The following is a 26377-nucleotide window of genomic DNA, read 5'->3' as shown; positions in this document are numbered from 1 at the left end:
GTCTGCGTAGCATGTCGCTAATTCAAGTTACGAAGTGAACCTATGACGCAGAAACAAAATATCATAATCAGCTTATTGGTACACCGTTTTGGTGGCTGGGGCCTGCTGTTACTTACGTTAATTATTGGTGTGCTCGGCGGATACTACGGCGGTCACTGGCATGTACTCAAGTTACAAGACGAGATATCACAGCAACAGGAAACTATTGAACAATTGTATCAGCGCGCTGAAACCTTCGATTACCAGCAACACATTGCTATGGTTGAGCTGGGTATTGAGCGTGCCGCTAGCAAAAACTTGCAGCAAGAACTACTTATTGCACAGGACGAAAACTTTGCGCTACGACGCGAAATAACTTTCTATCAGAAAATTATGGCGCCAGAAATGGAAGCGAGTGGCGTGGTTATCGACTCGCTTGAATTGCAGAAAAATATTACGCCGAACCATTTTCATTTTCGTTTGGCCATTGTGCAAATGGAGCGCGTGCGCAACTTAACAAAAGGCACATTGAGTATAACCTTACATGGCCGCAAAAATGATAAACCAGCAAGCTATGATTTGCTTGATTTAGCAAATATAGAAGCTAAAGATCGCCAATTCAGTATGCGTTACTTTACCGTGCAAGCAGGCGACTTTGTCTTGCCAGATGACTTTTTGCCAGAGCGACTTGATGTCGAAGTGAATATTAGTGGTTCTCGGCAGTCGCTGACGCGTAGTTTCTTTTGGAGTCAATTATTACAGCCAAGAGAAGTCGTGAACGAAGACGGCAATACTTGACCCTTTTAGTCAGGTAAGCGAAAATAGTGAATGAATTTTCAAGAGGTATTCAAATATTATGACCGACGCAGCCGCAATGCCTATTCAGTTTACTGAAGCCGCAGCCAATAAAGTGAAAAAATTGATTGCCGAGGAAGAAAATCCGGCGTTGAAACTGCGCGTGTACGTCACCGGTGGAGGCTGCTCTGGTTTTCAATATGGCTTTACGTTTGACGAAAAAGCCAACCCAGGCGACATGGAAATTGAAAAAAACGGTGTTACCCTGGTGGTTGACCCTATGAGTTTACAGTACTTAATGGGCGGCACAGTAAATTACGAAGAAGGCTTACAGGGCGCGCGTTTCTTCGTTGATAATCCAAATGCGACGACCACCTGTGGTTGTGGGTCAAGCTTCTCGATCTAAACGTGAGTTAAACCTCGCTTTCCGCTAGAATAGTTTCACATTTTCTAAGCGAGGTTTTTATGAGCGCATACGCAGATCATATCGCCACGGTGCGTGCTCGTTTCGACGCAGCACTTGCCGCTACCGGCTACGAGTCAGTTCTAATTTACGCAGGCCAGCCACGTGTGGCCTTTCTTGATGATAATCCCGCACCTTATAAAGTGAACCCGCTGTTCAAATACTGGGTTCCAGTTATTGAAAGTCCGAAAAGTGCCATCTTTTATCAACCAGGCGAAAAGCCGGTAGTATTTTTATTTCAGCCTCGTGATTTTTGGCATGCAGAAGTTAAAGTGCCCGAAGAAGAGTGGCAACAATATGTCGAGCTGGTTGTGATTGACGAGCAAGACAAAATGACCGCATGGCTAGGCGACAAAATTAAATCAGCTGCGTTTATTGGCGAAGACTTTGCTGAGCCTGTTGCAAGCTGGCCTGTTAAAGCGCGTAATCCGGCTAATTTAATCGACCATTTGCATTTTCACCGTGCCATTAAAACGGCGTGGGAAGTGGACAATATGCGTCACGCGAACCGCTTAGCGGCGAAAGCGCATTTGGCGGCGCGAGATGCCTTTATGGCCGGTGCGAGTGAGTTGGAAATTCACCATGCGTATTTGGCTGCAATAAACTTCCGTGAAAGCCAAGTTCCATATAACAGTATTGTGGCGCTTAACGAACATGGTGCCGTGCTGCATTATGATGTGTACGAAACCCAAGCGCCTGCGCAGTCGCGTTCATTTTTGATTGATGCTGGCGCGCTATATCGCGGCTATTGCGCTGATATTACCCGCACTTATGCACGTGAGTCTGGCTTTTTTGCTGAACTTATCGAGTCTATGGACCAAGCGCAGCAGGCCTTGCTTGCTGAAATTAAGCCCGGCATCAATTATTACGAACTGCACGTCAGCCAACACTTAAAAATTGCGCAGGTTTTGGCGGATTACGGCTTTGTGAAGGGCACCGCAGAAAGTATTTATGAGCAAGGCTATAGCAGCGCCTTCTTCCCGCACGGTTTAGGCCACTTTATTGGTCTGCAAGTACATGATGTAGGTGGTTTCTTGGCCAATGACCGCGGTGATACTATTGCGCGTGATCCTCGTCATCCGTTTTTACGCCTGTTGCGTGATATCGAAGTTGGCCAAGCCTTTACCATTGAGCCAGGCTTATACGTGGTTGACCAACTGCTTGAGGCGCATCAAGGCAATGCTGACTTTAATTGGGACCGCATTGCAGAACTACGCCCATACGGTGGCATTCGTATTGAAGACAGTATTGTGGTTGGTGAGAATGGCAACAATGAGAACCTTACCCGTGACGCATTTGCGACATTAGATTAGCGTTAATTAAGGTAAGAATAGCCCACCTAAAATAGTTGGCCGGCTAGCGCCGGTCACCGCTGGCAAGTTGCCTGGTTTGCGATGTATATAACTATATGCTAGCCAGGCAAACGCCATGGCCTCAACGTGTTGCGGCGCCACACCAAGTACCGATGTGGCATGCCACTGAACGTTTGGTAACGCGACTTTGAGGGCACTCATTAAAATGGGGTTATAAGCGCCGCCACCACAGACAAAAATGGTATCTGGCTGCTCTGGAAGCCATTGTTGAATTGCATCGGCGACGGTTCGCGCAGTGAAAGCGACCAGAGTTGCTTGAATATCTGCACGACTATATTTATCCAGATCACCTATCCGCTCACGCAACCAATCAAGATTAAATACATCACGGCCAGTGCTTTTAGGTGGCGGCCGGCTAAAGTATGAGTCTTCGAGGAGTTGCTCAAGCACCTCATGCTTCACTTCACCGTGAGCAGCAAACGCCCCATGGCGATCAAAGTCGTCAGCATGCTCGGGGTGGCAGGCTTTAAACCAACGGTCCATGAGTGTATTCGCGGGGCCCGTATCAAAGCCGGTAACGCCTGTTGGGTTTCCCGGTAGCCAGGTGATGTTGGCAATGCCGCCGAGGTTTAGAATAACACGAGACTCTTTTAAACTACTGAATACCGCATGGTGAAATGCGGGTACTAGCGGCGCGCCTTGCCCGCCTAGGGCGATGTCTTTACGGCGAAAATCAGCAACTACGGCAATGCCGGTAAGTGCAGCCAGAGTATTCGGGTCGCCTAGCTGTAGCGTGTAAGGGTAGTTCGCATCAGGTTGATGGCGTACGGTTTGACCATGACTGCCAATGGCGGTAATCGCCGTGGCAGACAAATTGCGTCGATTGAGGAATTCAAGTACACACTCGGCACAGAATATGGCGAACTCACGATCGAGTTCACCCCAATGGTGAAGTTCATTGGGGTGTTCATCGCACAAGGCGTGCAGTTTCTCTTGCAGAGCATCGGGAAGTTCAAACTGTTGGTGGCTAACCAACTCTGGCATGTCATCTGTAAACTCAACCAAGGCAATGTCTAGCCCGTCCATGCTGGTGCCAGACATCAGCCCGAGGTATAAGTCACGCTGTGCCATCAACGCATCGCCAAATAGAACCGTTTACTGTCATTCAATACGGCAAGACGCTGTTGAGCGGCTTCTTTGAACATGGGAAGTTCATTTTTTGCCAGTGATTCCGCTTGTGGAAACTTCACTGTGCGCGGATTGCGATGTACGCCATCCACCAAAAACTCATAGTGTAAGTGCGCACCGGTAACACGGCCAGTTGCGCCTACGCGACCAATTAGCTCGCCTTGTTTAACACGCTGGCCTTTTTTCACTAGACGCTTGCTCAAGTGCAGATATTTGGTTACGTATCTTTCGCCGTGTTGCACAAAAACGTAGTGACCATTGAGGTTGTTGTATGCGCTGGCAATAACCCGACCGGCTCCCGATGACATGACCGGTGTGCCAACACTCGCTGCATAATCAATACCGTTGTGCGGGCGTACTTGGCCGGTTACTGGGTGTAAACGTCGCGGGTTGAAGCTTGAGCTGATGTAAGTAAACTTCACTGGTGAGCGCAGGAATGACTTACGCATGGCGCGGCCTTCAGCGTTATAAAACTCACCGTTGTCGTGGAGAAAAGCCTGGTAGTGTTCACCGCGATTAACAAACTCAGCCGCTAACACACGACCAAAGCCTACAAACTCGCCGTCAGCGTATTTTTTCTCAAACATCACACTAAACTCATCACCCTCGCGAAGGTCGAGTGCAAAGTCGATATCCCAGCCGAAAATATCCGCTATGCTCATGATTTGGCCTTCGGTAAGCCCAGCATCAATGCCGGCATTCCAGAAGCTTGATTTCACGCGAGCATGGGCGGTTTCAGTGCGTACCTCAACCGCTTTGGCTTCAATTTCGCTGACATAACCGTTGTCGGTTTTACTTATAATTAGCGTTTGCGTCGGATCGAGTTGAAATGCCAATTGAATGAGCTCGTCATTCTCATCGCGAGCAAAGCGCAAGGTGTCGCCTGGGTGAATTTTACGTAGATACTTATCAGCTTGTTGGTCTTGAGTAACACGATAAAGCTGCTGAGGCGTTAACCCCATTTGGTCGAAGATACGAGCTAATGAGTCACCTGAGCGCACTTCATAGCCGCTCCAACGAATGGTTGGTTGCTGCGAAGTGCCTTGTTCGGTTGCTTCATTATGTAGACTAATGTCTAGCTCGTAACGTTGCCCGAGAATGAGTTCGGCGTTGCCGAGCTGTGGCTCGCTCACGTGCTTAGACGCAGTAGCTGGCTCTGATGGCAGCATCACAATAAGCAAAGTTGCCGCACAAACTGAGCTGAGCAGCACTTGATGTCGACGCGGTAAAGCCGCAACGAATTTTGTCATATATTTTGGAATCGACTTCATAACCTTCCGATAAGTTAGCGCAATATTATTATTCGCGTATCGTTGGATCTGATTGCAGAATAATACGAAGTGTGGCGATTTTCCAGTCAATTTACCGTTAAATGAACTTAAAAGCCTTCAAGAAATAGCATACAATGCAAGGCTTGTGGCCAAATTGATCGAATTCAGGAGACTGTTACATATGACATTATCAGCTACGGATGCGTTCGCCGAAATAGCGCGTGGTACCGAAGAAATTCTTTTAGCGCAAGAGCTTAAAGAAAAATTAGCGAGTGGCAAGCCGCTCGTGATAAAAGCTGGTTTTGATCCGACAGCACCAGATTTGCACCTTGGGCACACCGTATTGATTAATAAAATGCGGGTTTTTCAAGATTTAGGCCATGAAATTATTTTTTTAATTGGTGACTTTACCGGCATGATCGGCGACCCAACCGGTAAAAATGTCACGCGTAAGCCGCTATCGCGCGAAGACGTATTGGCCAACGCGCAGACCTATAAAGAGCAAGTATTCAAAATCCTTGATCCCGCAAAAACCAAAATTCGTTTTAACTCAGAGTGGATGAACGAGCTTGGTGCCGCTGGCATGATCAAATTAGCCGCACGTCAAACCGTTGCACGCATGCTTGAGCGTGACGATTTTAAAAAGCGCTATGGCAGTGGCCAGCCGATTGCGATTCATGAGTTTTTATACCCATTAGTGCAGGGTTGGGACTCGGTTGCATTGCAGGCAGATGTTGAATTGGGTGGTACCGATCAACGCTTTAATCTATTGATGGGGCGCGAACTGCAAAAGGACGAAGGCCAAAAACCGCAAACCGTGATCATGGTGCCATTGTTAGAAGGCCTTGATGGCGTGCAAAAAATGTCCAAGTCTTTAGGTAATTATATCGGCATTACAGAGCCTGCTAACGAGATGTTTGGTAAAGTTATGTCCATTTCTGATGACTTAATGTGGCGTTACTATGAACTGTTAAGCTTCCGGCCGCTTGAGGAAATCAACAGTTTCAAACAAGCCATTGCCGGTGGTGCTAACCCACGCGATTACAAAGTGTTGTTAGCTAAAGAAATTATTGCACGGTTTCACGATGAAGCCGCAGCAGATGCAGCAGAGCAGGATTTTATTCAGCGCTTTAGTAAGAATGCCATACCTGACGATTTGCCGGAGCTGACAATTGTCAGCGAGGGCGGTGAAATTGCTATCGGTAATTTGCTGCGAGAGGCCAATTTGGTTGCATCAACCTCTGAAGCAATGCGTATGATAAAGCAAAGCGCTGTGAAAATTGACGGTGAAAAGGTTAGCGATACGAAGTTAAGCATTGCTGCCGGAACGACTGCTGTCTTTCAAGTTGGCAAGCGAAAGTTTGCGAAAATTACTGTAAATTAAACTTTTGCGGCGACACTGCTGCGTTTGCCACTAGGGTAATGCAGCAGTGTTAGACGATTGCCCCATACACAGCCTGTATCTAAACCAATAACGTCTTCTCGGTGAGTTTTCCCCATTAGCGCGGCCCAGTGGCCAAATACTAAAGTTGTTTGGTCAATATCCCATAACTCAAACCACGGGACTAAATCAGTGTTGGCAGTTTGCTCTGTGGGTGACATCTTAGCAGAAAAATTCAAATGCCCCGCTTGATCACAATACCGCATGCGTGTGAATGCATTGATAATAAAGCGTATTCGTTCAGGTCCAGAGAGAGCATGTGACCATATAGTGGGCTCATTACCGTACATGTTTTGTAAAAACTCACCGAGAGTGTTCTGTTGCCATGCTTGTTGTATAGCTTGAGAAACCTCATTGGCATAAGTTTGAGCTTGTGCAACTGTCCACCATGGGTAAATACCCGCATGACTTATTACAACCTGGTCGTCAATTTTTCGCATTAATGGTTGTTGCACTAACCATGCAATTAGCTGCTGCTTGTCGTTCTCGGGAAGGGCGATTATGGCATCTAATTTGTCGCGTGGATCAGCTTTACGCACGTTAAGTAATACCGATATTAGATTGAGATCGTGGTTGCCTAGCACAATTTTGACAGCGTCACCTAGCCGCTGAAGAAACTGTAAAGTTGCCAATGAGTCTGGGCCGCGGCCAACTAAATCTCCAACGCACCACAGTTGGTCGAATTTAGGTTTGAAGTTAACTTTTGCCAGAAGCTGTTTTAACTCCAGTGCGCAACCTTGAATGTCACCAACTATGTAATGTGCCATTATTCACCCTGTGGTTACTTAGTGAATAATATTAGGAATAGCTAAGCGGAAAGACGGAATTTCAACATCGAAAGCGGTGCCATTGCCATCAACCATGGTGTAAAAGCCTTCCATGGTGCCAATTGGCGTCGCCAATACAGTGCCACTGGTATAACTGTAGCTTTCACCAGGCGCTATATGAGGTTGCTCACCGACCACGCCGTCGCCTGCCACACGTGTTATTTTATGGTCAGCGTCAGTAATTTTCCAAGCGCGCTTGAGTAGCTGTACTGGCGTTTCTGAACGATTAGTTATGGTAATCGTATAGGCAAATGTATATTCACCAGATGACGCATCTGAATGTGATGCAATGAAGTGTGTTTTAACCTCAATTTCAATGCTATGCATGTTCACCTTGCTGTTCGCTATACCAATCAGCGAGACGACAATAGTCGGCTACCGAAAGAGTTTCTGGGCGTGCATTTGGGTCAATACCCAAGGCTTCAATTTGTTCGTCAGACATCAGTTGCTTAAGATTATTACGAATTGTCTTGCGGCGCTGATTAAACGCAATCAAACATATTTTGTGCAAAGCCTCACGACTTTTAACAGGGTAGGGTGATTTTTTGTAAGGCACAAGTCGCACCACAGCAGAATCTACTTTTGGTGGTGGCGTAAAGGCGCCCGGCGGTACCATAAGTACGGGTTCAACTTGGCACGCCTGCTGAATTCCCACGCTAATTCGGCCATAGGCCTTGCTATTAGGCTCAGCGGCCAAGCGTTCGACCACTTCTTTTTGCAGCATAAAATGCATATCTTCAATCACCTCGAGATGCTCGAGAAGATGAAAAATAAGTGGCGTTGAAATGTTGTATGGAAGATTACCGAAAACTCGTATTGGTTGTTCTTTGGCAAACTGTCTAAAATCGGTTTTTAAAGCGTCAGCGCGAAACACCGTTAGCTTGCTGCTCAAAAACGGATGCTGCTCTAGGCGATCGGCTAAATCACGATCAAGTTCGACAACTGTTAATCGTTCTGCTCGGTCCGCAACTGGCTCGGTTAGGGCGGCAAGGCCCGGGCCTATTTCTATGAGATTTTGTCCAGGTTGTGGATTAATTGCGTCGACAATATCGTTAATGACAAATTCATCGTGAAGAAAATTCTGTCCAAAACGTTTTCGTGCGCGGTGGCCTAAGTGTGTTTTTGTCATTTATTTACCATGTCGATTGCAGTGCGTAACGCGAGTATAGCACTGCGGTCATCTACATTATTTGTTGCTGCTTTGTCTAAGGCCGTACCATGGTCAACAGAAGTGCGAATAAATGGTAAGCCCAGCGTAATGTTAATTGCGTTACCGAACCCCTTGTATTTTAACACAGGTAACCCTTGGTCGTGATACATCGCGACCACAGTGTCGGCATGTTCAAGGTAGTGCGGTTGGAAGACGGTATCAGCTGGATAAGGCCCACTGACATTAAGGCCGGCTTGCTGCAAGGCCTCAATTGCTGGAGTGATATGGTCTATCTCTTCACGACCAAGGTGCCCTTGTTCTCCGGCATGAGGGTTTAAACCGCACACCAAAATACGAGGTTGTGGAATGCCCCATTTTTGTTCAAGGTCGTGAGCGACAATTTGTAAAACACGAGTTACTCTCGCTTGAGTAATTGCTGCAGGCACTTCAGCCAAGGGTAAGTGAGTTGTTACTAACGCGACTCGCAAACCTTCCGTTGCAAGCATCATAACAACTTGTTCCGTGTTACTTATTTCGGCAAAAAATTCAGTATGACCGCTGAATTTGTGACCCGCTTCGTTAATGACACCTTTGTGCACCGGGCCTGTGACCACGCCAGCGAACTCGTGGGTTAAACAACCTTGCGCTGCACGCTGTAATGATTGCAGCACATAATCAGCATTGTTGGTGTTTAGTTGCTGCGGTACCACGCTCGCTCCAAGCGAGATCTCGCATACGGTTACTGACCCTGCTTGCTGAGCCTGTGCCGGCCGCTCGGGATGATAAGGAATAATCTCTAAAGGTAGCGAGAGCGCTTTTGCACGCTGCTGTAATAGCGCGCTGTTACCGATAACGACAAGTTCAACTGGCCAATCAAGTTGAGCAAGGCGCACAGCTAGGTCAGGACCAACACCGGCTGGTTCACCTGGGGTAAATGCTATGCGCGCTATACTCATCAGTATGACTCAGTTAATCGATGACTGTTTCAATATAAGCTTCATCACGTATTTCTTGTTGCCAATTTTCAAGTTCTTCTTGATATTTACGATTGAAAAGCAACTGATATGCGCGATTTTCTTGGCTACGTTTTGTTGCGTCCTGAACGCGGCGATCGAGCACTTGAGCAATGTGCCAACCGAACTGTGTTTTGAATGGTTGACTAATTTCACCAATTTCAGCTTTTTCTATGGTGTTTTTAAATTCAGGTGCATAAATTGATGGCTCAGCCCAACCTAATTCACCACCGTTTGCTGCAGAGCCCGTATCAGCAGAATGTTCACGAGCCGCATCGGCAAAATCAACCTCACCCGCAATAATGCTCGCTCGAATTTCTTCAAGTCGTTCTTTGGCTCGACGCTCTGACAAGATGACTGAAGGAGTCATGAGAATATGACGAGCTTTTACCTCGCTTATTTCAACTTGCTCAATTCCGCGTATTTCATTGACCTTCAGAATATGAAAACCAACGCCGCTACGTAGTGGACCAATGAGTTCGCCTTGGTTTTTGCCACGAACTGCGTCAGCGAATAATGTAGGCATGGAGTTAATATTCATCCATCCTAAATCGCCGCCATCCAGTGCACGAGAACCTGATGAGGAAGTAATCGCCGCTTTTTCAAAGTCAGCGCCATCGCGAAGCTTAGCTAAAAGTTGCTCAGCACGCTCACGAGTTTCTTGTACTTCATCAGCTGTTGCATTATCACGGAACCCCATGAGTATGTGGCCAAGTCGATACTCAACCTCTTGCTCAGTTGCTTGATTCATGGCTTCCACAAGGTTTGTTACTTCTTGCGGTGCGATATACACGCGGCGACGAACGGCTGCACGTTGTACTTCGCCAGTAATTATTTCGTTGCGAATTGACTCGCGGTAACTACTCCAGTTGTTGCCGCTTGCGTTGATGCTTGCGCGCAATTCGTCCACCGACATGTTTTGGTCGTTTGCAATACGCACCAAGGTTTGCTCAAGCTGCGCATCAGAAATGGTAATACCCATACGCTCGGCCATCTGCTTTTGTAGTTCAGTCAGAATTAGACGGTCCATTGCTTGAATGCGCAGTACCTTATCTGCAGGTAGCTCAGCGCCCGAGCGAGCTGCATTCGCCTTAACTTGTTTGAGCAATTGGTCAACTTCACTCTCAAGTACAACGCCTTCATTGACGATAACCGCAACGCGGTCGAGTACTTGCTGCCCCATAACAACGGAACTTAACAGCAGTGCCGAAATGGCGACAAAAAACTTTACGATATTACCCATGAATACTACCTAGTTGCTTAAATGGAACGGGTGGCGGTAACCAAATAAACTTTGCTCTAATAAATCGAGCAAGCCATTGTTGTCGCTTCCCAAGCCTTTTATTATAAATTGAACACTGACACCATTATCAAATTCAGGCGCACCAGCTTGCGGCACCCCTGTATTGAACTCAAGATTTCGATTAATTCGTCGATAGCCACTGATACGCATAGCCCAACAACAGTCGGTGTACTGTAACGCAATCAGCGCGTCGTTGGTACGACTGTTTGCCAAGTCATAGTACCAATTTGATGCTAGCTGCCAGCGCGGACTGATTTCTACGACACCCAACATACCAACTTGTTCCACGTTGTTTTCAAGTAAATTACTTGCCGTACGATGACTAAACTGAATGAGATTGAACTCATCTTTGCGGTACTCGAGGGTAGTTTGGCTTTTACGCGTTGTATTTTGCTCTAAGTTGTATTGTATTGAGCTATTAAAATACATGTTGTTACTAATACGAAAACGGGTTTCTAAGGCTAAGTCGGAACGGTTTTCTGACGTGGTATCCACCCCTTCAAATAATTGCGTGCGACTATTTTCAAAGTAATAAATTTGACCAAAGCTAAATCGTGCTAGCTCGCGCGCTTGTTGATCAAATAGGCTGGTAGAAGCACCGACCGTGACCTGATTGGTATCGGCTATACGGTCCAAGCCAGAAAAACGACGCGCTCTAAATAGGCCTTGATAGTCATCTTGCATTAAGGTTGAGTCGTAAATGCCAATACCCGACTGGTCTCGATAGGGGGTATACAGATATTGAATTTGCGGCTGCAATGTATGGGTATATATGCTGTCGTTTATATCAATAAGGCGTTCTAGATTAACGCGAGCGCGCCACCGGAAGCTAGGTAGCCCGCGCGTTGGGTTTTCCGCCAAATTGCGCTCGCTTGATGCATCCTGGTTATAGTGCGTGTAGGCATAACCTAATTCAGCTAGCCAATCATAACCAGGTCGCTCTAAATGGTAGGTAATTTGTGGCTGCAGGTGCAGGCGAGTTGCTTGGTCGCTACTATCGTCTTGGTTACTAAAATGGGAAAGCTCAGAAAATAATTTGAAATCCCAGTTTTCTAACGGACTAATTGAGTAGTGACTAATAATTTGCGGCGTTGTTCGATAAGGGGAACGATAGTTACCCAAAATTTCAAAATCTTCGGTTCGTAGCGTGACATTCCAGTTTTTGCTTAAGTAGTCAATTTGGGCATGGCGGTATAGCTGCGCGTCGGCGCGGCCGGCAAACTCACTACCAATATCATTTAAGTAATCATCGTCACTTATAAATGTCCCGTTAATGTAGCCGCGCCAGTTGTCGCTCCACGCATGACGCTGCTCTATTCGCCATAAAAAGCGAGAGTTGTCTGCGCTTGAGCTTTTATCGTCATTCAAATAGGCGAGGTTATATTGAGCTTGGGTAGTTTCGGTTAAAAACCGGTATTCGCCTTGCATTTGCAAACCCCGTTCAGCCATATAGCGGGGGGTAATAGTGGCATCCATGTTTGGCGCAATATTAATGTAATAGGGAACTTCAACTTCAAATCCGTTTTTTTGTGACGACCGAAATGTTGGAAATAAGAACCCCGATTTACGCTCTTCGGTGACAGGAAAATTAATGTAAGGAATATACAATACCGGCACGCCAAATAATTCGAATTTTGCATGCCATGCTTCGCCCCAAGCTTCATCTTCACTTAACGAAATTTCTTCAGCACTCATTTGCCAAGCTGGATTCTCGCTTGGGCAGGTGGTAAACGTTGAGCCTTCTAGTCGCACTTGCTGCGGCGAAATGGCGAGCATATCGGCTTTGCCATGCGCTCCTGATACAGCCAACTGATAACGTGCACCACTCAAAAAAGCTTGATTCTCGCCGGAGTTCAAACGGAAGTTTTCAGAAGCAACTTGTACATAACCATTGGTGAATCGAGTTTCACCGCTGGCATTAATATTACCTGTTAATTGATTGATTTGTGCTTGTTCGGTTCTTAATTGTTGTTCATCAAGTTGCACCTCAACCGCGCCGAAAAATGAAGCCACCTGAGTGGTTGAATCAATATCAGCACGATTAGCTCGCACGCCAATGGCGCCCGGGAGCAAATTGGGAAATGGGTTAATAGGTGCATTGAACAACGGCGCAGGTATCGGGCATACGGACATATCTGGCTGCACATTTTGTTGTGCTAAGGCCGTGTGCTGCCAAGCGCTAACGGCAAAAACACACACGGATGTCCAAAAAATTTTATGCATGAAACACGGTACCCAAGTTATCCTTCACAATGTGCAGGCTATGATAAAGCAATTTCTATTCTGCCGCCATTTGCTAAACTGGGCTTTTTTCACCAGTATGCAAACCAATAATGCCAAAAGTTAAGGTAAACAGGTTAATACGAGCAAGCCGTGAGGGCAACGTGAACGAACAACGAGAACTGCAACTACAAGCTTGGTGTGAAGCCATTACAGGTTATCGACAACAGCGCTTACATAGCGTGTCTGGTGACGCAAGCTTTCGCCGTTACTTCCGCACTAGCGATGGTCATCGCAGTCTTATTGCGGTTGATGCGCCGCCCCCGCAAGAGTCGCTGCAGCCTTTTATGGCGGTCGCTGAAGCTTATGCTGAAGCCGGCGTTAAGGTGCCGAAAATTATTGCCGCTGACGAAAAAAACGGTTTTATGTTGTTAACTGATCTTGGCTCTACTTTGTTGCTGAGCGAGCTAACCGAAAACACCATGTTGAATTGGTATCAACAGGCCTTGACTGACTTGCCGAAGCTAATGCAAGTAACAGCAACCAGCCAGGGGTCGCTTCCTGCGTATGACGAGGCTTTGTTGCGCCGCGAGTTGCACTTGTTTCACGAGTGGTTAGTTGCCAAGTATTTAAAGCTCGACATTAGTGAAGCTGAACAGGCCTTGTGGAATCAGGTTTGTGACACCTTGGTGCAGAATGCGTTAGAGCAGCCACAAGTAGGCGTTCATCGTGATTTTCATGCACGTAATATTATGGTGCTGGCTGATAGCCAACTGGCATACATAGATTTTCAAGATGCCGTCGTTGGGCCAATAACTTATGACGCGGTGAGCTTATTGAAAGACTGCTATGTACGTTGGCCGGAAGCTCAAGTTGAAGAGTTGGCGATTGGTTTTTTGAACGCTTTAAAACAGCAAAACTTGGTTTCTACACAAATCACAACTGAGCAATGGATGCGCTGGTTCGACTTAATGGGAATGCAGCGCCACACTAAAGCTGCAGGTATTTTTTCTCGTTTGTATTTGCGTGATGGGAAAGCAGGATATTTACAAGATATTCCGCGCACGCTTGGTTATTTATATGATGTTGCGGGGCGCTACCCGGAGTTCGAAGATTATCGAGTTTGGTTAGTAGAGCGCATTCAACCAGCGCTGCAGGGGCGTATGTAATGCGTGCAATGATTTTAGCCGCTGGCAGAGGTGAGCGCATGCGCCCGTTAACAGATGTGACCCCAAAGCCTCTGTTGAAGGTCAATGGCAAACCTTTGCTGCTGTACCATTTAGAAAAGCTAGCTCAACAAAAAGTATCGGAAGTTATTATTAATCACGCATGGTTAGGTGAACAAATTGAGGCAATGCTAGGTGACGGAAGTCAATTTGGATTGCGAATAAAATACTCAAGTGAACCTGCGGGTGGGCTGGAAACTGCTGGCGGCATTATCCGAGCTTTACCCTTGTTGGGGGAGGAGCCTTTTTGGGTTATCAACGGTGATATATTTACTAACTTGGACTTTTCTGATTTGCCTCAAGAACTTGCGCCGGGCAAGCTTGCACATTTGCTGATGACAGAAAATCCAGACCATAATCCAGCTGGAGACTTCGCCCTCAACAATGGTCAACTTATGCCTGCACAAAGTGGGCAAAAAACTTATACATACACAGGTATGGGGTTGTTTTCGCCTAAATTATTCTCCATGTATAAGCCAGGGCAGGAGCAATTTGTGCGTTTACGACCAATACTTGATGACGCCATTGCGCAAGAGCTAATTGCTGCGTCATTACTTACTGCTGCATGGACAGATGTTGGCACACCACAGCGCCTTCAACAATTACAGGAGCACCCATGATCTGGGGGAAAATTCTCGGTGGTTTTTTTGGCTTTTTATTCGCGCGTTTTGTCGGTCTATTTTTGGGCTTGATGATTGGCCATTGGTTTGACCGAGCACTTGGTCGTGCTATGCAGCAAGGTGCCGAGCAACCACAGCAATTTGTCAGCACGCTATTTGCGGTGCTTGGGCATTTAGCCAAGTCCAAGGGGCGCGTTACCGAACAAGACATTAATTATGTCACTCGCTTGATGGACCATTTGCGTTTAAGTGAGTCAGCGCGGGCTGAAGCACAAGAGAGTTTTCGGCAAGGCAAAGAAGCTAATTTTCCGTTGGTAGAAAAGGTACAAAAATTACGCTCCCAGCTGGCATGGCGCCGTGACTTATTGCAGTTTTTTCTTGAGCAAGTTCTTACCATTGCGCTTCATGACGGCCAAGTAGAGCAAAGCGAGTACGATGTTTTACTACGAGTAACAGAAGCGCTTGGATTTCGCCGAGCGCAACTTGATATTATGCTGCAAATGGCTCAAGCAAGTCAGCGATTTGGGGGAGGTTACTCTGCTGGCGGGCAGTCATCGGGTGGGCGACAAGCGCCACCGAGCAGAAACCAGCTTGATGACGCATACGCGGTATTGGGTGTAGCGCGTTCGGCTAGTTTTTCCGAGGTAAAAAAAGCATACCGCAAATTAATGAATAAACACCACCCAGACAAATTGGCAGCCCAAGGGCTACCGCCCGAAATGCGAGAGTCAGCTCAAGTGAAAGCTCAGCAAATTCAGGCTGCCTATGAACTGATTAAAAGTCAGCAGGGCAACTAAATGATAATGGCTGTTGGTTGATCGGCTGATTAAACGCAAGATATTCAGCATGCAGCAGTAGTCGCGGCGCCGCTGCAAAAGCAGCAGGCGACGCATAAAATTTATCGCCTAAAATAGCGCATCCGACAGCTTGCATGTGAACTCGTAGCTGATGTGAACGACCGGTGTAAGGTGTTAAAGCGACAATGGCGCCATGTTGGTGCTGTCCCGTAACCTCATACAAGGTTCGGGCTGCTTTCCCTAAGTTTAAATCCACCATTTGCCGTGGACGATTCGGCCAATCACAACGCAGCGCCAAGTTAATCTCACCCTTTGTTGATGGTGGTTGTCCCCACACATGGGCGCGATAACGTTTACCCACTAAACGCTGCTCAAATTGTCTTTGCAGTGCCGCTTGAGCTTGCTTGTGGCGGGCAAAAACCATGACCCCCGATGTCGCCATATCTAGCCGGTGCACCACCCGTAAGTCGGGTAGCACACGCTCTAATCGAGACCACGCAGAGTCTCTATGTTCGGGGGCTTTTCCCGGTACGCTTAACAAGCCGCTTTGCTTATTAATCACCACAATATCCGCGTCTGCGTAGATGATGCTAATAAAGGGCTGCAGCGGTGGTTCATAGCTTAATAGTGTCATGCTGGAATATTCACAATTAAGCGCACCGAATCTAACTGCAATAGAGGAGATTTAAACGCCTGTTGTAATTCAGCTTTACGTAATTCAATAGCATCAAGTTCGGTTTGCCGCACCATTGGGTTGCGCTGCTTCAATTTTACAAGGCGCGCGAACTGCTGATTAAGTTGTTGTTGCATTTTTTCTAGTGCTTGGTTAATTACCACTTGCTGCTGTTGTTCAGCTGAATGCCACGCTTGCTGGATAGCCTGCTGACACTCACGCCGCAGTTGCTTGACCAGTAGTCTGCCCTGTTTTTTGTCAATAAACTGCAACTGTGAATCGAGAGCGTTTGCGGCTACTTTATCGGTTAAGTCGCGACCTTGGCTATCAAGCAAAACCCGGAAGGTTTGGCGTGGATAAAATTCGTTAGCCACCAACTGTTTTGGGGCCATCACTAAGCTACTAAACGTTAATTCAATAAACCAAGCACCAGCAGGCAGCGCACGGTTTTTTAAAATACCTAGAGCGGTACAGCCGTAAGTGTCAAAACTAAGAAGTTCAAGCGCTTGTTGAACAAATGGATGATCCCAAGTTAGGTAGGCGACGTCTTCGTGAGTTAAAGCATGCTCACGAGAGAAAGTCACAGTAATACCTTCGTCAGCCAAACCTGCAACCGGTACACGCATTTGATCGGACGGCCTCAACCAACCGCTGTACTCATCAAGTCGATCGTAATCAACGCCAAATCTTGCCCAGAATGACTCCATGAAAGATTGTAACTCGTCAGCTTTTTCATTGAGTCGAATATGTTCCAACAAGGCTTCAATCTGATGTGGGCGAAATGCATTCAGCTCTTGCAGTCTATCGCGACCGGCTTCCACGCTATCTCTGAGCTCCGCCGCTGCTATTTCGGTGTCGCTAACTAACTGGGCTAATTCAAGCTCGTCAAGTTGGCCAATTTCGTTGACATCAATAAGCTCCTGCACGCGCTCGTCAAATTGCCGGAATATGCTCTCGCCAACAGCATTGGTCTGGGTAAATGCCTGCATCGCTTGATACCAAGCAAAAAGAACCTGTTCTGCGGTGTTTTCAACCACCGGAACATGGATGAAAATATCGGCTTGCTGTCCAATACGGTCTAGGCGACCAATGCGCTGCTCTAGTAAGTCAGGGTGGCGCGGCAGATCAAATAAAATAAGGTGTTGTGTAAACTGAAAATTACGGCCTTCACTACCAATTTCAGAACATAACAAAATTGGACAGCCATCTTCAGGACTCGCAAAGTAGGTCGCAGCACGGTCACGCTCTAAGAGGCTTAGCCCTTCATGAAAAACAGCCGCATGAATACCTTGTTGTACACGTAACATTTCGTGTAATGCGAGTACGGTTTCGGTATGGCGACAAATAAGCACAAATTTTTCATGTTTGTGTTGTTTGAGTAAGCCGACAAGCCACTCAAACCTGACAGTAAGAGAATCACCGGCAGGTAATACATAATCACATAAGTGGCGGGTTGGAAAACCACCTATGTGAGCTCGGCTATTTCGAAACATAACACGGCCAGTACCGTAATTATCGAGCAGTTCATCAAGCTCAGCCGTTTTTTTAGCTTGCGCTAAAGCTTCTGCTTGTGGCGCAAGTTCGCGGTAGTTGGCTTGCTCTTCAGTAAAACGTTCAAAACTATTGAAACGATCTGGGTCTAGCAACTGTAACCGAGCAAAGTGTGCAGCAACGCCCGCCTGTTCAGGTGTTGCAGTCAGCATCAGTAAACTTGAAACATGCTCGGTAAGCCGTTTCAGCACTTGAAAACGCTTGTCTTCAGGGGCAACTTGATGGGCTTCATCAATGACTAATAAATCCCATTCCACTTCGAATAACTCACCGGACCACATTGGATGTGAAAGCAGTGACTGCGGCACCAATACTAACTGTTCGCTGGCAAACACAGCACCACCATCAATTGCAGCTTGTTCGCAGCGTTCAATATCAAACAAACTAAATTGCAAATTAAATCGTCGTAACAGTTCAACCAGCCATTGATGCGCGAGGCTGTCGGGCACAACAATCAAAATGCGTTCGCTGCGACCTGTAAGTAGACGACGGTGCATAATCAAGCCCGCTTCAATGGTTTTCCCTAAACCAACTTCGTCCGCCAAAAGCACACGTGGTTGATGACGATCAGCAACCGTTGCGGCAATATAGAGTTGATGGGGTAGTAGCTCTGCCCGCGCACCCATGAGGCCTGCAGCTGGATTTCCTTGCCACGTTTGTAAATGGCGCTGCGCGCGTAACCGTAGGTTATACATATCGAGACGGTCAAGTTTACCGGCCAAAATACGAGTGAGCGGTTGATTGGTTGCAACTTGGGCTGCTAATTGTGACTCGGGTACAAGTACGTTCTCTTTATTATCCTCTCGAATTCCATGATAGGTAAGTACACCACTGTCATCGTCTACCTGAATAACTCGAAAAGACCATCCGTCACCGTGTTGACCAACTTCGTCAACCAGTAGTTGATAGCGAGCCAAAGGTGCATCACTGATAGCATATTGGCGCATTTCTCCGGTAACCGGAAATAACACCGAAACCATACGGCCTTGAAGCTGAGTAACCATACCCAGCCCTTGTTCTATTTCGGTTTCACTTAACCAGCGTTGCCCGGGAATAAATTGCATTGCGTCTACTTTCGCTACCATTCAATAAGACCTTTACAGCATAGTCGATAAAAAGGGCGCACATGGTAGCGAAAAATATTTCAATATTCACACCATTTTCATAAAAGTTGGGCTAGTCTTACTAATTAGTAGCGCGTTATCACAATCAATAAAATATCAACGTAGCTTGAGGTCCCGCATGACTGAAACCACACCGAAGTATTATTTGCTCGATACCAACATCTTACTGCACGAACCCCTCGCATTTCTAAACTTTGAAGAACACAACGTCGTTATTCCAATGGTCGTTTTAGAAGAGCTCGATAACATAAAAGATCGACACAAAGATGTTAGCCGAGAAGCTCGATTAGCTATACGTTCGTTAGAAGATGCTCTAAAAGACGCAACCCCAGAGGAAATTCTTGCCGGTGTGTCATTAGCAAAAATGCAAGGCGCGCATCATGCTCAGGGAACGTTAGCGATTTACCCCGATTATCAACTTAAGCAACAAGATGCCGTGCTAAACCTATCAGAAAACGACCACCGGATTATTCAATCGGCACTTGAAATTCAGAAGAAATATAGCGACACCAAAGTGGTGCTGGTGACCAAAGACATTAATATGCGGCTTAAGGCCAAGGGTGCCGGAGTTAAGCACGTTGAAGATTATCGTACCGATCAACTTATTGACGACATTAAATATTTGTCTAAAGGGTTTGTCGAAATTGAGGGCGACTTTTGGACTAATGTCGGTGATGTTACAAGTGCTCAAGAGGGGCGCGAAACCTATCATGAAATTGCCCGAGAGATATTACCCACCGTATTTAGAAATCAATACATAATTGATGATAGCGAGCATTTTGCCGCGAAAGTAGTGGGTTATGATCAACACCATGTACGACTGCACGATATTGGCTTTGAACGAATGATGAGCTATCGAGCGTGGGGCATTCAGCCCAAGAATATTTACCAAGCCATGGCAATGAACGCGCTACTAGACCCCGCTATAGATTTAGTTATTTTGACTGGCCCCGCCGGTAGCGGTAAGACTCTACTTGCGCTTGCAGCTGCACTTGAGTTGGTTATTGAGCAGGGTATATATGAAAAAATTATTGTTACCCGAAACACCCCCGAAATAGCAGAGTCTATTGGTTACTTACCTGGTACCGAAGAAGAGAAAATGGCACCTTGGTTAGCCGCAATTACAGATTCGCTTGAAGTGCTTCACAAACATGACGAAAGCATGGAATCGAGCCTAAATTACATTATGAACAAAGCGAACATTCAGTTTAAGTCGCTAAACTTTATGCGTGGACGCAGTATTCAAAATGCAATTGTTATTCTTGATGAGTCACAAAACCTAACAGCTTCGCAATTAAAAACGATTATTACGCGTTGTGGTACAGGCACTAAGATAATTTGTTCAGGGAACTTAGCGCAAATTGATAGTTATTACTTAACCGCTGTAACTTCAGGTTTAACTTATATTGTAGAACGCTTCAAAGACTACCCAGGTAGCGCAACGGTTAATTTGAATGGTGTAGTGAGGAGTTCGCTGGCGCAATATGCAGAGGAAAATTTATAGCTCGTATATTAGGGGGCTAGGCTTAACTCAGGCTTAATTCTGACTTAACTCTGACTTAAGTAATCTTCGACAATGAGTTGGGCGGCGGCACTATCAACTTTACCTTTTTGCAATTGCTTGTAGCCGCCGCGACTAAACAAGTCCTCTTTGGCTGCGACTGTGGTTAAACGTTCGTCTTGCAAAATGACCTGCACGCCAAATCGTCCGTGTAGCCTGTTAGCAAATTTGCGGGCTAAATTAGTAAGGGGTTGCTCAGTGCCATCCATATTTAAAGGAAGGCCAACGACAACTGTGTCAGGTTGCCATTCAGCGAATAATTTTGCGACTAAGTCCCAGTTGGGTTGGCCATCTTTTGCTTTTAAGGCTGGCAGCGGTGACGCCGTGCCGGTTAATGATTGCCCTACCGCAACACCAATGCTGTGTGTACCAAAGTCAAACCCGATGATCTGACTCATGCATGACCTACGTCTGGGCCAAGTTGCCAAGTTTGAATACCTAACTTTTTCACTGCTTTTTGCCAGCGTTCGTTGCTAGGTGTATGAAAAAGAATGTCATTGTCGGCAGGAATAGTTAACCAGCTATTTTCAGCAAGTTCACGCTCTAATTGACCAGCTTCCCAACCAGCATAACCTAAAGTTAAAAGGTAATCGTTTGGTTTATTACCTTGGCCAAGAGCCTCAAGAATATCTTTTGATGTCGTAATTGTTACGTCATCACTTAGTTTGACAGAGCTGCGCCAGGTATGATCGTTTGAATGCAAGACAAAGCCCCGGTCGCGCGCTAACGGTCCGCCAGAATACACTGGGGTATCTAAACCGCGGGTTTCGTCGGGAATAACGATTTCTAATTTTTCGAGCAAGTCTTCAACACTTAGCTCTACCGGCTGATTAATAATCAACCCCATTGCGCCTTCGTTATTATGTTCACAAATATAGGTCACGGTGCGCGCAAAATAAGGGTCGTCCATGCTTGGCATGGCGATTAGAAAATGATTTTGTAGACTACTTAATGTTTCCATCAACACAAACCCAATTGTCTTTCTACGGCTTCAAAAACTTTAGCTGCTATGTTGATATCATATGCGGCCTCTATTTCGCGCATACAAGTAGGGCTAGTAACATTAATTTCAGTAACACGGTCACCAATAACATCTAACCCGACAATAGTTAAGCCACGTCGTTTTAGTTCTGGCCCCACTTGGCGTGCTATTTCCCAATCGCTATCGCTTAGAGGTTGTGGGCGCCCACTTCCGCCCGCAGCAAGGTTACCACGAGTTTCGCCAGCAGACGGAACACGAGCTAAAGCATAAGGCATCGGTTCACCGTCAATAATTAAAATGCGTTTATCGCCGTCTTTAATTTCAGGCAGGTAACGTTGCACCATCGCGAAGCGCTGGCCATGTTCGGTTAAAGTTTCAATAATAACCCCAAGGTTGGTACCGTCTTCGCGAACACGGAATATTGAAGCGCCGCCCATACCGTCAAGTGGCTTTAAAATAATATCCTGATGTTCGGCATGAAACGCTCTAATTTGTTCAGCTCGCCGCGTCACAAGGGTCGGTGGCGTTAGGTCAGGGAACCAGGCGGTATACAGCTTTTCATTACAGTCGCGCAGACTTTGCGGCTTATTGACCACCAAAGCTCCACGCCGCTCGGCAAGCTCCAAAATATGAGTTGCGTAGACAAACTCAGTATCAAATGGCGGGTCTTTACGCATCATAATTACATCAAATGAGCCAAGCGACATCTCTGTCGGCTCGCCCAATGTATAAAAATCAGTGGCTTGGTCGACGACTTGCAGGGAACGTGCGTAAGCCATTGGCTCACTCGCCACAATAGACAAGTCATTCATGGTTAAATAGAACAGCTCATAATTACGCTCTTGCGCTTCGAGCAACAAGCGAAAACTTGTGTCTTTATAGGTTTTTACCGACTCAATCGGGTCCATAATCATGGCAAGTTTCATCGAATGTCCTTAGGCAAGGTCGCCAAATTGATATTGAATAACGCTGAGCGCAGTTAGCGCAGCGGTTTCAGTTCTTAAAATACGTGGGCCCAAACGTACCGGCAAAAACTGCTGAGTCGCAGCTGCTTGAACTTCAGCCTCGGTTAAGCCGCCTTCGGGGCCGATAAATAATGTGACGTGCTGCGGACTATCCGCTAAATCACGCAGAGGCTTTGCAGCGTAAGGGTCAAGAGTCAGTTTCAGTCCTGCTGGCGCGCTAGCAAGCCACTGTTGTAATTGCAACGGCGTATGCACCTGGGGTACTACGCTGCGACCACTTTGTTCGCACGCGGCGATGACAATTTTTTGCCATTGCTGTTGCTTTTTTAACAACCGCTCGCCTGTTAACTTAACCCCACAACGTTCCGTAAATAACGGAGTAATTTCGGTAACGCCAAGCTCAACCGACTTTTGCAATACAAAGTCCATCCGCTCACCACGTGAAATACCTTGTGCCAAATGAATGGCTAAAGGTGCTTCTGACTTGTTGGTTGCAACTTGGTCAATTTTCACTGTTACCGAACGCTTTGTTGCTTCGACAATGGTTGCTGCATAATTGTTGCCGTCGCCATTAAATAATTCGAGCTGTTGCCCAGCTGTCATACGTAGTACGCGACCAACATGATTCGTCGCATCTTCAGAAAGATGGATATTTGACCCGATCTGCCAAGGTTGACCGGCAGTTTCATAAATACGTGGAACTCGCATTTGCAGCGGATTTCCTTATGCTGTTCACCAAGAGTATGTCGCATCTTACCACCGCTAAAGTCTATTTGGCATCTGCAAAACATTTGATTTTGTCGAACATCCGTCCGATCATGAGCGACAGCAAGCTCACAAGGAGAACCTATCAATGTCCGTATTGCGAAAGCTTTTTATCAGTGTTATCGGGGTGGCCCTTTGGCTATCAACAGGCGTAGCCAAAGCAGAAGATGTGCACAGTTATGCGCGTTTAAACCAAGTTTCAACGCCCCACCTTGAGTTGACTCTTGATATCGACTTTGCCAACCGAAAATTACAAGGTCATGCAACCTACATACTGCAACGCCATGATGACAGCACGCAAGTGTATATGGACACGAGCCATTTAACGATAAAACGTACAGAACTTTGGGTTAATGAGCAATGGCAGCCGACTAAATTTACGTTAGGAGATGTACACCCGAGTTTAGGTAGTGAGTTGATTATTGATATTGGCAGTGTTGCTAAAAAAGTACGTGTTCATTATGAAACTGTGCCTAGCGCAAGTGGCTTGCAATGGCTTACGCCTGAGCAAACCGCGGGTAAAAAACATCCATTTATGTTTAGCCAATCGCAGCCCATTCACGCGCGCAGTTGGATTCCCATTCAAGACACGCCAGCCCTACGTTTGACTTATAACGCCACAGTGACAACTCCGAAGGGCCTGTTAGCAGTAATGAGCGCTGATAATAGCCTCAGCGATAATCGCGACGGCGAATATAAGTTCAGTATGCCGCAAGCTATTCCGCCATATTTAATTGCCATAGCAGCGGGTGATCTCGCAATAAAATCAATTAGTGAAAACGTTGCGGTGTTTGCTGAGCAATACATACTTGATGATGCAGCGTGGGAGTTTGCCGATACTCCGCGCATGATTGAAGTAACCGAAGCTATGTATGGTCCTTACCGCTGGGATCGTTATGACCTGCTTATTCTGCCACCTAGCTTTCCTTTTGGTGGCATGGAAAACCCTCGTTTGTCATTTATTACGCCTACCGTGGTTTCTGGCGACCGTAGCTTGATTAATCTTATTGCACATGAATTGGCGCATTCTTGGTCTGGTAACTTAGTGACGAACGCGAGCTGGCGCGACTTGTGGATCAACGAAGGTTTCACGAGCTATGTTGAAAACCGTATTATGGAAGCCTTGTTCGGTAAAGAGCGAGCGCAAATGGAATTTGCCTTAGGTTATCAAGACCTATTGGATAATTTAGAGCGCCTTGAACCTAAAGATACAGTGCTTAATATTCAGTTAGGAACGCGTCATCCCGATGATGTTTTTTCACAAGTGCCATATGTAAAAGGGCAGCTGTTCTTAGCCTATTTAGAAGACAAGTTTGGTCGTGACGTATTCGACAAATTTTTGCGTAAATACTTTGACGATTTTGCTTTTCAAAGTATCTCTACGGCTCAATTCAAGATTTACTTGCAACGTGAACTGCTGGCCCAAAAGCCAAATGTTGTGAGTATGGACAAAATTAACGAATGGTTGCACGAGCCTGGTTTACCAGCCGATGCGCCGAAGCCGACATCCGACGCCTTTGCAAAAGTTGAGCAGCAAACCCAGCGCTGGTTAAAGGGTGCTCAATTACAAACCAAACAATGGACCACTCATGAGTGGCTGCATTTTATCAATAATTTGCCGTTAGATATTTCAGCTGAAAATATGGCGCGATTAGATCGTGAGTTTGGCTTAACTGAAATTCAGAATAGCGAAATTGCACATGCCTGGTTGAAATTATCTATTGTGAAAAAATATGAACCAGCACGCGATCGGCTGCGTAACTACTTGCTAACTATTGGACGCAATAAACTAGTGAGCCCATTATATCGCGAGTTAGCGAAAACAGCGGATAATTTGAAGTGGGCTCGTGAGGTTTACGAACAAGCAAAACCTGGGTATCACCCACTGACACAAACAGTCAATGAAGCTTTGTTATATCCAGAACATTAATACTCAGAACATGAATTGCTAAGCGTGAATACAACGCATTTTTAGTTAGGTGAAAGGGGAGTACGTTATGCCAAAAGCGATAGGATATGCCGCCCAAGCAGCAGATAAACCACTGCAATATTTTGAATTTGAACGTCGTGACCCAACGGCAAGTGATGTTGAAATCGAAATTCTTTATTGCGGGGTATGCCACTCTGACTTGCACCAAGCTCGAAATGAGTGGGGTGGTACCGTCTTCCCATGCGTGCCAGGTCATGAAATTGTAGGTAAGGTGACTCGCGTAGGAAGCAACGTGAGTAAGTACAAAGTTGGCGACACCGTGGGTGTAGGTTGCATGGTTGATTCGTGCCGCACCTGTGCGAACTGTGAAGACGGATATGAGCAGTATTGCGACAATGGTTTTGTTGGAACCTACAACGGTGAAGACAAACACTCTGGTGGTGTCACTTTCGGTGGCTACTCAAATCGCATCACCGTTACTGAAGACTTTGTTCTAAAAGTGTCGGACAAGCTTGACTTAGCAGGCGTTGCGCCATTGCTCTGTGCCGGTATTACCACTTACTCGCCGCTGCGTCATTGGGGCGTGACCAACGGGCATAAAGTTGGCGTAGTAGGTCTTGGTGGCCTTGGCCATATGGCGGTGAAGTTAGCTAAAGCAATGGGCGCAGAAGTGGTGTTATTTACCACGTCGCCAAGTAAAGTAGACGATGCGAAACGTCTTGGCGCTGATCATGTTGTTATTTCGAAAGACGAAGAGCAAATGAAGGCGTGGCGCAACAGTCTCGACTTTATTTTAAACACGGTAGCGGCCCCGCATGACCTCGACGCTTACTTAAGTTTGCTGCGGTTGAATGGCACTATGACGTTAGTTGGTGTACCTGCTGAATCACACCCTTCACCAGCAGTGTATAACCTGATTGCGAAGCGTCGCAGCTTAGCTGGCTCGCTAATTGGTGGTATTGCTGAAACTCAGGAAATGCTCGACTTCTGTGCTGAGCATGGCATTACTTCTGACATTGAAATGATTGCCATGGACGACATCAATGAGGCGTACGAGCGGATGCTTAAAAGCGATGTGAAATATCGATTCGTGATTGATATGGCAACCCTAAAACAGAAATAAAGACTTTTAGACGTCTAAATGTAGAAAAGTGGGCTCAGTTTCGATAAACTACGCCCACTTTTTAGTTCTTAATTTGTACCGGCAAAAGTTTGCCCAA

General features: G+C 46.4%; 24 protein-coding genes. 10 read left to right on the top strand and 14 right to left on the bottom strand.

Annotated features, from left to right (window positions below; all coding sequences use genetic code 11):
- Nucleotides 1-42: 42 nt before the first annotated feature.
- From ASC40_RS09935 to pepQ, 3 genes are read left to right on the top strand one after another with little or no spacing between them, the layout of a single operon-like run.
- Nucleotides 43-777 (top strand): DUF6776 family protein, encoded by a 735-nt coding sequence (locus ASC40_RS09935; protein WP_055439658.1) that lies wholly within the window; start codon nt 43-45, stop codon nt 775-777.
- 58 nt (nt 778-835) lie between these two features.
- Nucleotides 836-1180 carry an iron-sulfur cluster insertion protein ErpA gene (gene erpA, locus ASC40_RS09930; protein ID WP_055439657.1) on the top strand — a complete coding sequence of 115 codons (345 nt, stop codon included), beginning with the start codon at nt 836-838 and terminating at the stop codon, nt 1178-1180.
- Nucleotides 1181-1239: 59 nt separating this feature from the next.
- Entirely contained in the window at nt 1240-2550 is a 1311-nt protein-coding gene (gene pepQ / locus ASC40_RS09925) for a Xaa-Pro dipeptidase (RefSeq protein WP_055439656.1), read from the top strand.
- A gap of 6 nt (nt 2551-2556) precedes the next feature.
- On the opposite strand, the gene ASC40_RS09920 is transcribed toward pepQ, so the two are convergent.
- Both ASC40_RS09920 and ASC40_RS09915 read right to left on the bottom strand, forming a co-directional pair.
- Nucleotides 2557-3681: an anhydro-N-acetylmuramic acid kinase gene (locus ASC40_RS09920; RefSeq protein ID WP_055439655.1), complete on the bottom strand. Its 1125-nt coding sequence runs from the start codon at nt 3679-3681 to the stop codon at nt 2557-2559.
- On the bottom strand, nt 3681-5009 hold the full coding sequence (locus tag ASC40_RS09915; protein WP_141656141.1) for a peptidoglycan DD-metalloendopeptidase family protein: 1329 nt from the start codon (nt 5007-5009) through the stop codon (nt 3681-3683). Before ASC40_RS09915 ends, ASC40_RS09920 begins: the two co-directional genes overlap by 1 nt.
- 181 nt (nt 5010-5190) lie before the next feature.
- Here ASC40_RS09915 and tyrS point away from each other — a divergent pair, with 181 nt between their 5' ends.
- Nucleotides 5191-6393 (top strand): tyrosine--tRNA ligase, encoded by a 1203-nt coding sequence (gene tyrS, locus ASC40_RS09910; RefSeq protein WP_055439654.1) that lies wholly within the window; start codon nt 5191-5193, stop codon nt 6391-6393.
- Here tyrS and ASC40_RS09905 read toward each other — a convergent pair.
- From ASC40_RS09905 to ASC40_RS09880, 6 genes are read right to left on the bottom strand one after another with little or no spacing between them, the layout of a single operon-like run.
- Nucleotides 6390-7217 (bottom strand): symmetrical bis(5'-nucleosyl)-tetraphosphatase, encoded by an 828-nt coding sequence (locus ASC40_RS09905; RefSeq protein ID WP_055439653.1) that lies wholly within the window; start codon nt 7215-7217, stop codon nt 6390-6392. The genes tyrS and ASC40_RS09905 overlap by 4 nt on opposite strands.
- 18 nt (nt 7218-7235) lie before the next feature.
- Nucleotides 7236-7604: a Co2+/Mg2+ efflux protein ApaG gene (apaG, locus tag ASC40_RS09900; protein ID WP_072243440.1), complete on the bottom strand. Its 369-nt coding sequence runs from the start codon at nt 7602-7604 to the stop codon at nt 7236-7238.
- Nucleotides 7597-8406: a 16S rRNA (adenine(1518)-N(6)/adenine(1519)-N(6))-dimethyltransferase RsmA gene (rsmA, locus tag ASC40_RS09895; protein WP_055439651.1), complete on the bottom strand. Its 810-nt coding sequence runs from the start codon at nt 8404-8406 to the stop codon at nt 7597-7599. The genes apaG and rsmA overlap by 8 nt, the downstream gene beginning before the upstream one ends.
- Entirely contained in the window at nt 8403-9383 is a 981-nt protein-coding gene (gene pdxA, locus ASC40_RS09890; RefSeq protein ID WP_055439650.1) for a 4-hydroxythreonine-4-phosphate dehydrogenase PdxA, read from the bottom strand. The genes rsmA and pdxA overlap by 4 nt, the downstream gene beginning before the upstream one ends.
- 13 nt (nt 9384-9396) lie before the next feature.
- On the bottom strand, nt 9397-10683 hold the full coding sequence (gene surA / locus ASC40_RS09885) for a peptidylprolyl isomerase SurA (RefSeq protein ID WP_055439649.1): 1287 nt from the start codon (nt 10681-10683) through the stop codon (nt 9397-9399).
- Between the two features lie 9 nt (nt 10684-10692).
- Entirely contained in the window at nt 10693-12966 is a 2274-nt protein-coding gene (locus ASC40_RS09880) for an LPS-assembly protein LptD (protein ID WP_055439648.1), read from the bottom strand.
- Between the two features lie 110 nt (nt 12967-13076).
- On the opposite strand from ASC40_RS09880, the gene ASC40_RS09875 reads away from it, so the two are divergent.
- The 3 genes from ASC40_RS09875 to djlA are packed head-to-tail and all read left to right on the top strand — an operon-like array spanning nt 13077 to nt 15606.
- On the top strand, nt 13077-14132 hold the full coding sequence (locus ASC40_RS09875; RefSeq protein ID WP_072243439.1) for an aminoglycoside phosphotransferase family protein: 1056 nt from the start codon (nt 13077-13079) through the stop codon (nt 14130-14132).
- Nucleotides 14132-14809 carry an N-acetylmuramate alpha-1-phosphate uridylyltransferase MurU gene (gene murU / locus ASC40_RS09870; protein ID WP_055439647.1) on the top strand — a complete coding sequence of 226 codons (678 nt, stop codon included), beginning with the start codon at nt 14132-14134 and terminating at the stop codon, nt 14807-14809. The genes ASC40_RS09875 and murU overlap by 1 nt, the downstream gene beginning before the upstream one ends.
- A complete protein-coding gene (gene djlA, locus ASC40_RS09865) occupies nt 14806-15606 on the top strand; it encodes a co-chaperone DjlA (RefSeq protein WP_055439646.1) in 801 nt (266 codons plus the stop codon). The genes murU and djlA overlap by 4 nt, the downstream gene beginning before the upstream one ends.
- Here djlA and ASC40_RS09860 read toward each other — a convergent pair.
- The gene (locus tag ASC40_RS09860) at nt 15584-16240 is read right to left on the bottom strand and encodes a pseudouridine synthase (protein ID WP_055439645.1); all 657 of its coding nucleotides are present in this window, start codon (nt 16238-16240) and stop codon (nt 15584-15586) included. The two genes, djlA and ASC40_RS09860, sit on opposite strands and share 23 nt — an antisense overlap.
- A complete protein-coding gene (locus ASC40_RS09855) occupies nt 16237-18915 on the bottom strand; it encodes an SNF2-related protein (RefSeq protein WP_245622260.1) in 2679 nt (892 codons plus the stop codon). The genes ASC40_RS09860 and ASC40_RS09855 overlap by 4 nt, the downstream gene beginning before the upstream one ends.
- A gap of 157 nt (nt 18916-19072) precedes the next feature.
- Here ASC40_RS09855 and ASC40_RS09850 point away from each other — a divergent pair, with 157 nt between their 5' ends.
- On the top strand, nt 19073-20458 hold the full coding sequence (locus ASC40_RS09850) for a PhoH family protein (protein WP_055439644.1): 1386 nt from the start codon (nt 19073-19075) through the stop codon (nt 20456-20458).
- 44 nt (nt 20459-20502) lie between these two features.
- On the opposite strand, the gene ruvX is transcribed toward ASC40_RS09850, so the two are convergent.
- The 4 genes from ruvX to ASC40_RS09830 are packed head-to-tail and all read right to left on the bottom strand — an operon-like array spanning nt 20503 to nt 23170.
- Nucleotides 20503-20913 carry a Holliday junction resolvase RuvX gene (gene ruvX / locus ASC40_RS09845; protein WP_055439643.1) on the bottom strand — a complete coding sequence of 137 codons (411 nt, stop codon included), beginning with the start codon at nt 20911-20913 and terminating at the stop codon, nt 20503-20505.
- On the bottom strand, nt 20910-21476 hold the full coding sequence (locus tag ASC40_RS09840; RefSeq protein WP_055439642.1) for a YqgE/AlgH family protein: 567 nt from the start codon (nt 21474-21476) through the stop codon (nt 20910-20912). Before ASC40_RS09840 ends, ruvX begins: the two co-directional genes overlap by 4 nt.
- On the bottom strand, nt 21476-22423 hold the full coding sequence (gene gshB, locus ASC40_RS09835) for a glutathione synthase (RefSeq protein WP_055439641.1): 948 nt from the start codon (nt 22421-22423) through the stop codon (nt 21476-21478). The genes ASC40_RS09840 and gshB overlap by 1 nt, the downstream gene beginning before the upstream one ends.
- A 9-nt stretch (nt 22424-22432) precedes the next feature.
- Nucleotides 22433-23170: a 16S rRNA (uracil(1498)-N(3))-methyltransferase gene (locus tag ASC40_RS09830; RefSeq protein WP_055439640.1), complete on the bottom strand. Its 738-nt coding sequence runs from the start codon at nt 23168-23170 to the stop codon at nt 22433-22435.
- 145 nt (nt 23171-23315) lie between these two features.
- Between ASC40_RS09830 and ASC40_RS09825 the strand changes: the two genes are divergently transcribed.
- A complete protein-coding gene (locus ASC40_RS09825; protein WP_055439639.1) occupies nt 23316-25157 on the top strand; it encodes a M1 family metallopeptidase in 1842 nt (613 codons plus the stop codon).
- A 67-nt stretch (nt 25158-25224) separates the two neighbouring features.
- Nucleotides 25225-26280 (top strand): NAD(P)-dependent alcohol dehydrogenase, encoded by a 1056-nt coding sequence (locus ASC40_RS09820; protein WP_055439638.1) that lies wholly within the window; start codon nt 25225-25227, stop codon nt 26278-26280.
- Nucleotides 26281-26377 lie beyond the last annotated feature (97 nt).

It is taken from the genome of Pseudidiomarina woesei (assembly GCF_001418345.1).
Lineage (GTDB): Bacteria > Pseudomonadota > Gammaproteobacteria > Enterobacterales > Alteromonadaceae > Pseudidiomarina > Pseudidiomarina woesei.
Note: the sequence above shows the minus strand (reverse complement) of the source record. Positions and strands in the feature narration are given on the sequence as shown.

Coding starts and splice junctions, on each gene's coding strand:
- ASC40_RS09935 (WP_055439658.1), top strand. CDS start 43: ATGACGCAGAAACAAAATATCATAATCAGCTTATTGGTACACCGTTTT.
- erpA (WP_055439657.1), top strand. CDS start 836: ATGACCGACGCAGCCGCAATGCCTATTCAGTTTACTGAAGCCGCAGCC.
- pepQ (WP_055439656.1), top strand. CDS start 1,240: ATGAGCGCATACGCAGATCATATCGCCACGGTGCGTGCTCGTTTCGAC.
- ASC40_RS09920 (WP_055439655.1), bottom strand. CDS start 3,681: ATGGCACAGCGTGACTTATACCTCGGGCTGATGTCTGGCACCAGCATG.
- ASC40_RS09915 (WP_141656141.1), bottom strand. CDS start 5,009: ATGAAGTCGATTCCAAAATATATGACAAAATTCGTTGCGGCTTTACCG.
- tyrS (WP_055439654.1), top strand. CDS start 5,191: ATGACATTATCAGCTACGGATGCGTTCGCCGAAATAGCGCGTGGTACC.
- ASC40_RS09905 (WP_055439653.1), bottom strand. CDS start 7,217: ATGGCACATTACATAGTTGGTGACATTCAAGGTTGCGCACTGGAGTTA.
- apaG (WP_072243440.1), bottom strand. CDS start 7,604: ATGCATAGCATTGAAATTGAGGTTAAAACACACTTCATTGCATCACAT.
- rsmA (WP_055439651.1), bottom strand. CDS start 8,406: ATGACAAAAACACACTTAGGCCACCGCGCACGAAAACGTTTTGGACAG.
- pdxA (WP_055439650.1), bottom strand. CDS start 9,383: ATGAGTATAGCGCGCATAGCATTTACCCCAGGTGAACCAGCCGGTGTT.
- surA (WP_055439649.1), bottom strand. CDS start 10,683: ATGGGTAATATCGTAAAGTTTTTTGTCGCCATTTCGGCACTGCTGTTA.
- ASC40_RS09880 (WP_055439648.1), bottom strand. CDS start 12,966: ATGCATAAAATTTTTTGGACATCCGTGTGTGTTTTTGCCGTTAGCGCT.
- ASC40_RS09875 (WP_072243439.1), top strand. CDS start 13,077: ATGCCAAAAGTTAAGGTAAACAGGTTAATACGAGCAAGCCGTGAGGGC.
- murU (WP_055439647.1), top strand. CDS start 14,132: ATGCGTGCAATGATTTTAGCCGCTGGCAGAGGTGAGCGCATGCGCCCG.
- djlA (WP_055439646.1), top strand. CDS start 14,806: ATGATCTGGGGGAAAATTCTCGGTGGTTTTTTTGGCTTTTTATTCGCG.
- ASC40_RS09860 (WP_055439645.1), bottom strand. CDS start 16,240: ATGACACTATTAAGCTATGAACCACCGCTGCAGCCCTTTATTAGCATC.
- ASC40_RS09855 (WP_245622260.1), bottom strand. CDS start 18,915: ATGGTAGCGAAAGTAGACGCAATGCAATTTATTCCCGGGCAACGCTGG.
- ASC40_RS09850 (WP_055439644.1), top strand. CDS start 19,073: ATGACTGAAACCACACCGAAGTATTATTTGCTCGATACCAACATCTTA.
- ruvX (WP_055439643.1), bottom strand. CDS start 20,913: ATGAGTCAGATCATCGGGTTTGACTTTGGTACACACAGCATTGGTGTT.
- ASC40_RS09840 (WP_055439642.1), bottom strand. CDS start 21,476: ATGGAAACATTAAGTAGTCTACAAAATCATTTTCTAATCGCCATGCCA.
- gshB (WP_055439641.1), bottom strand. CDS start 22,423: ATGAAACTTGCCATGATTATGGACCCGATTGAGTCGGTAAAAACCTAT.
- ASC40_RS09830 (WP_055439640.1), bottom strand. CDS start 23,170: ATGCGAGTTCCACGTATTTATGAAACTGCCGGTCAACCTTGGCAGATC.
- ASC40_RS09825 (WP_055439639.1), top strand. CDS start 23,316: ATGTCCGTATTGCGAAAGCTTTTTATCAGTGTTATCGGGGTGGCCCTT.
- ASC40_RS09820 (WP_055439638.1), top strand. CDS start 25,225: ATGCCAAAAGCGATAGGATATGCCGCCCAAGCAGCAGATAAACCACTG.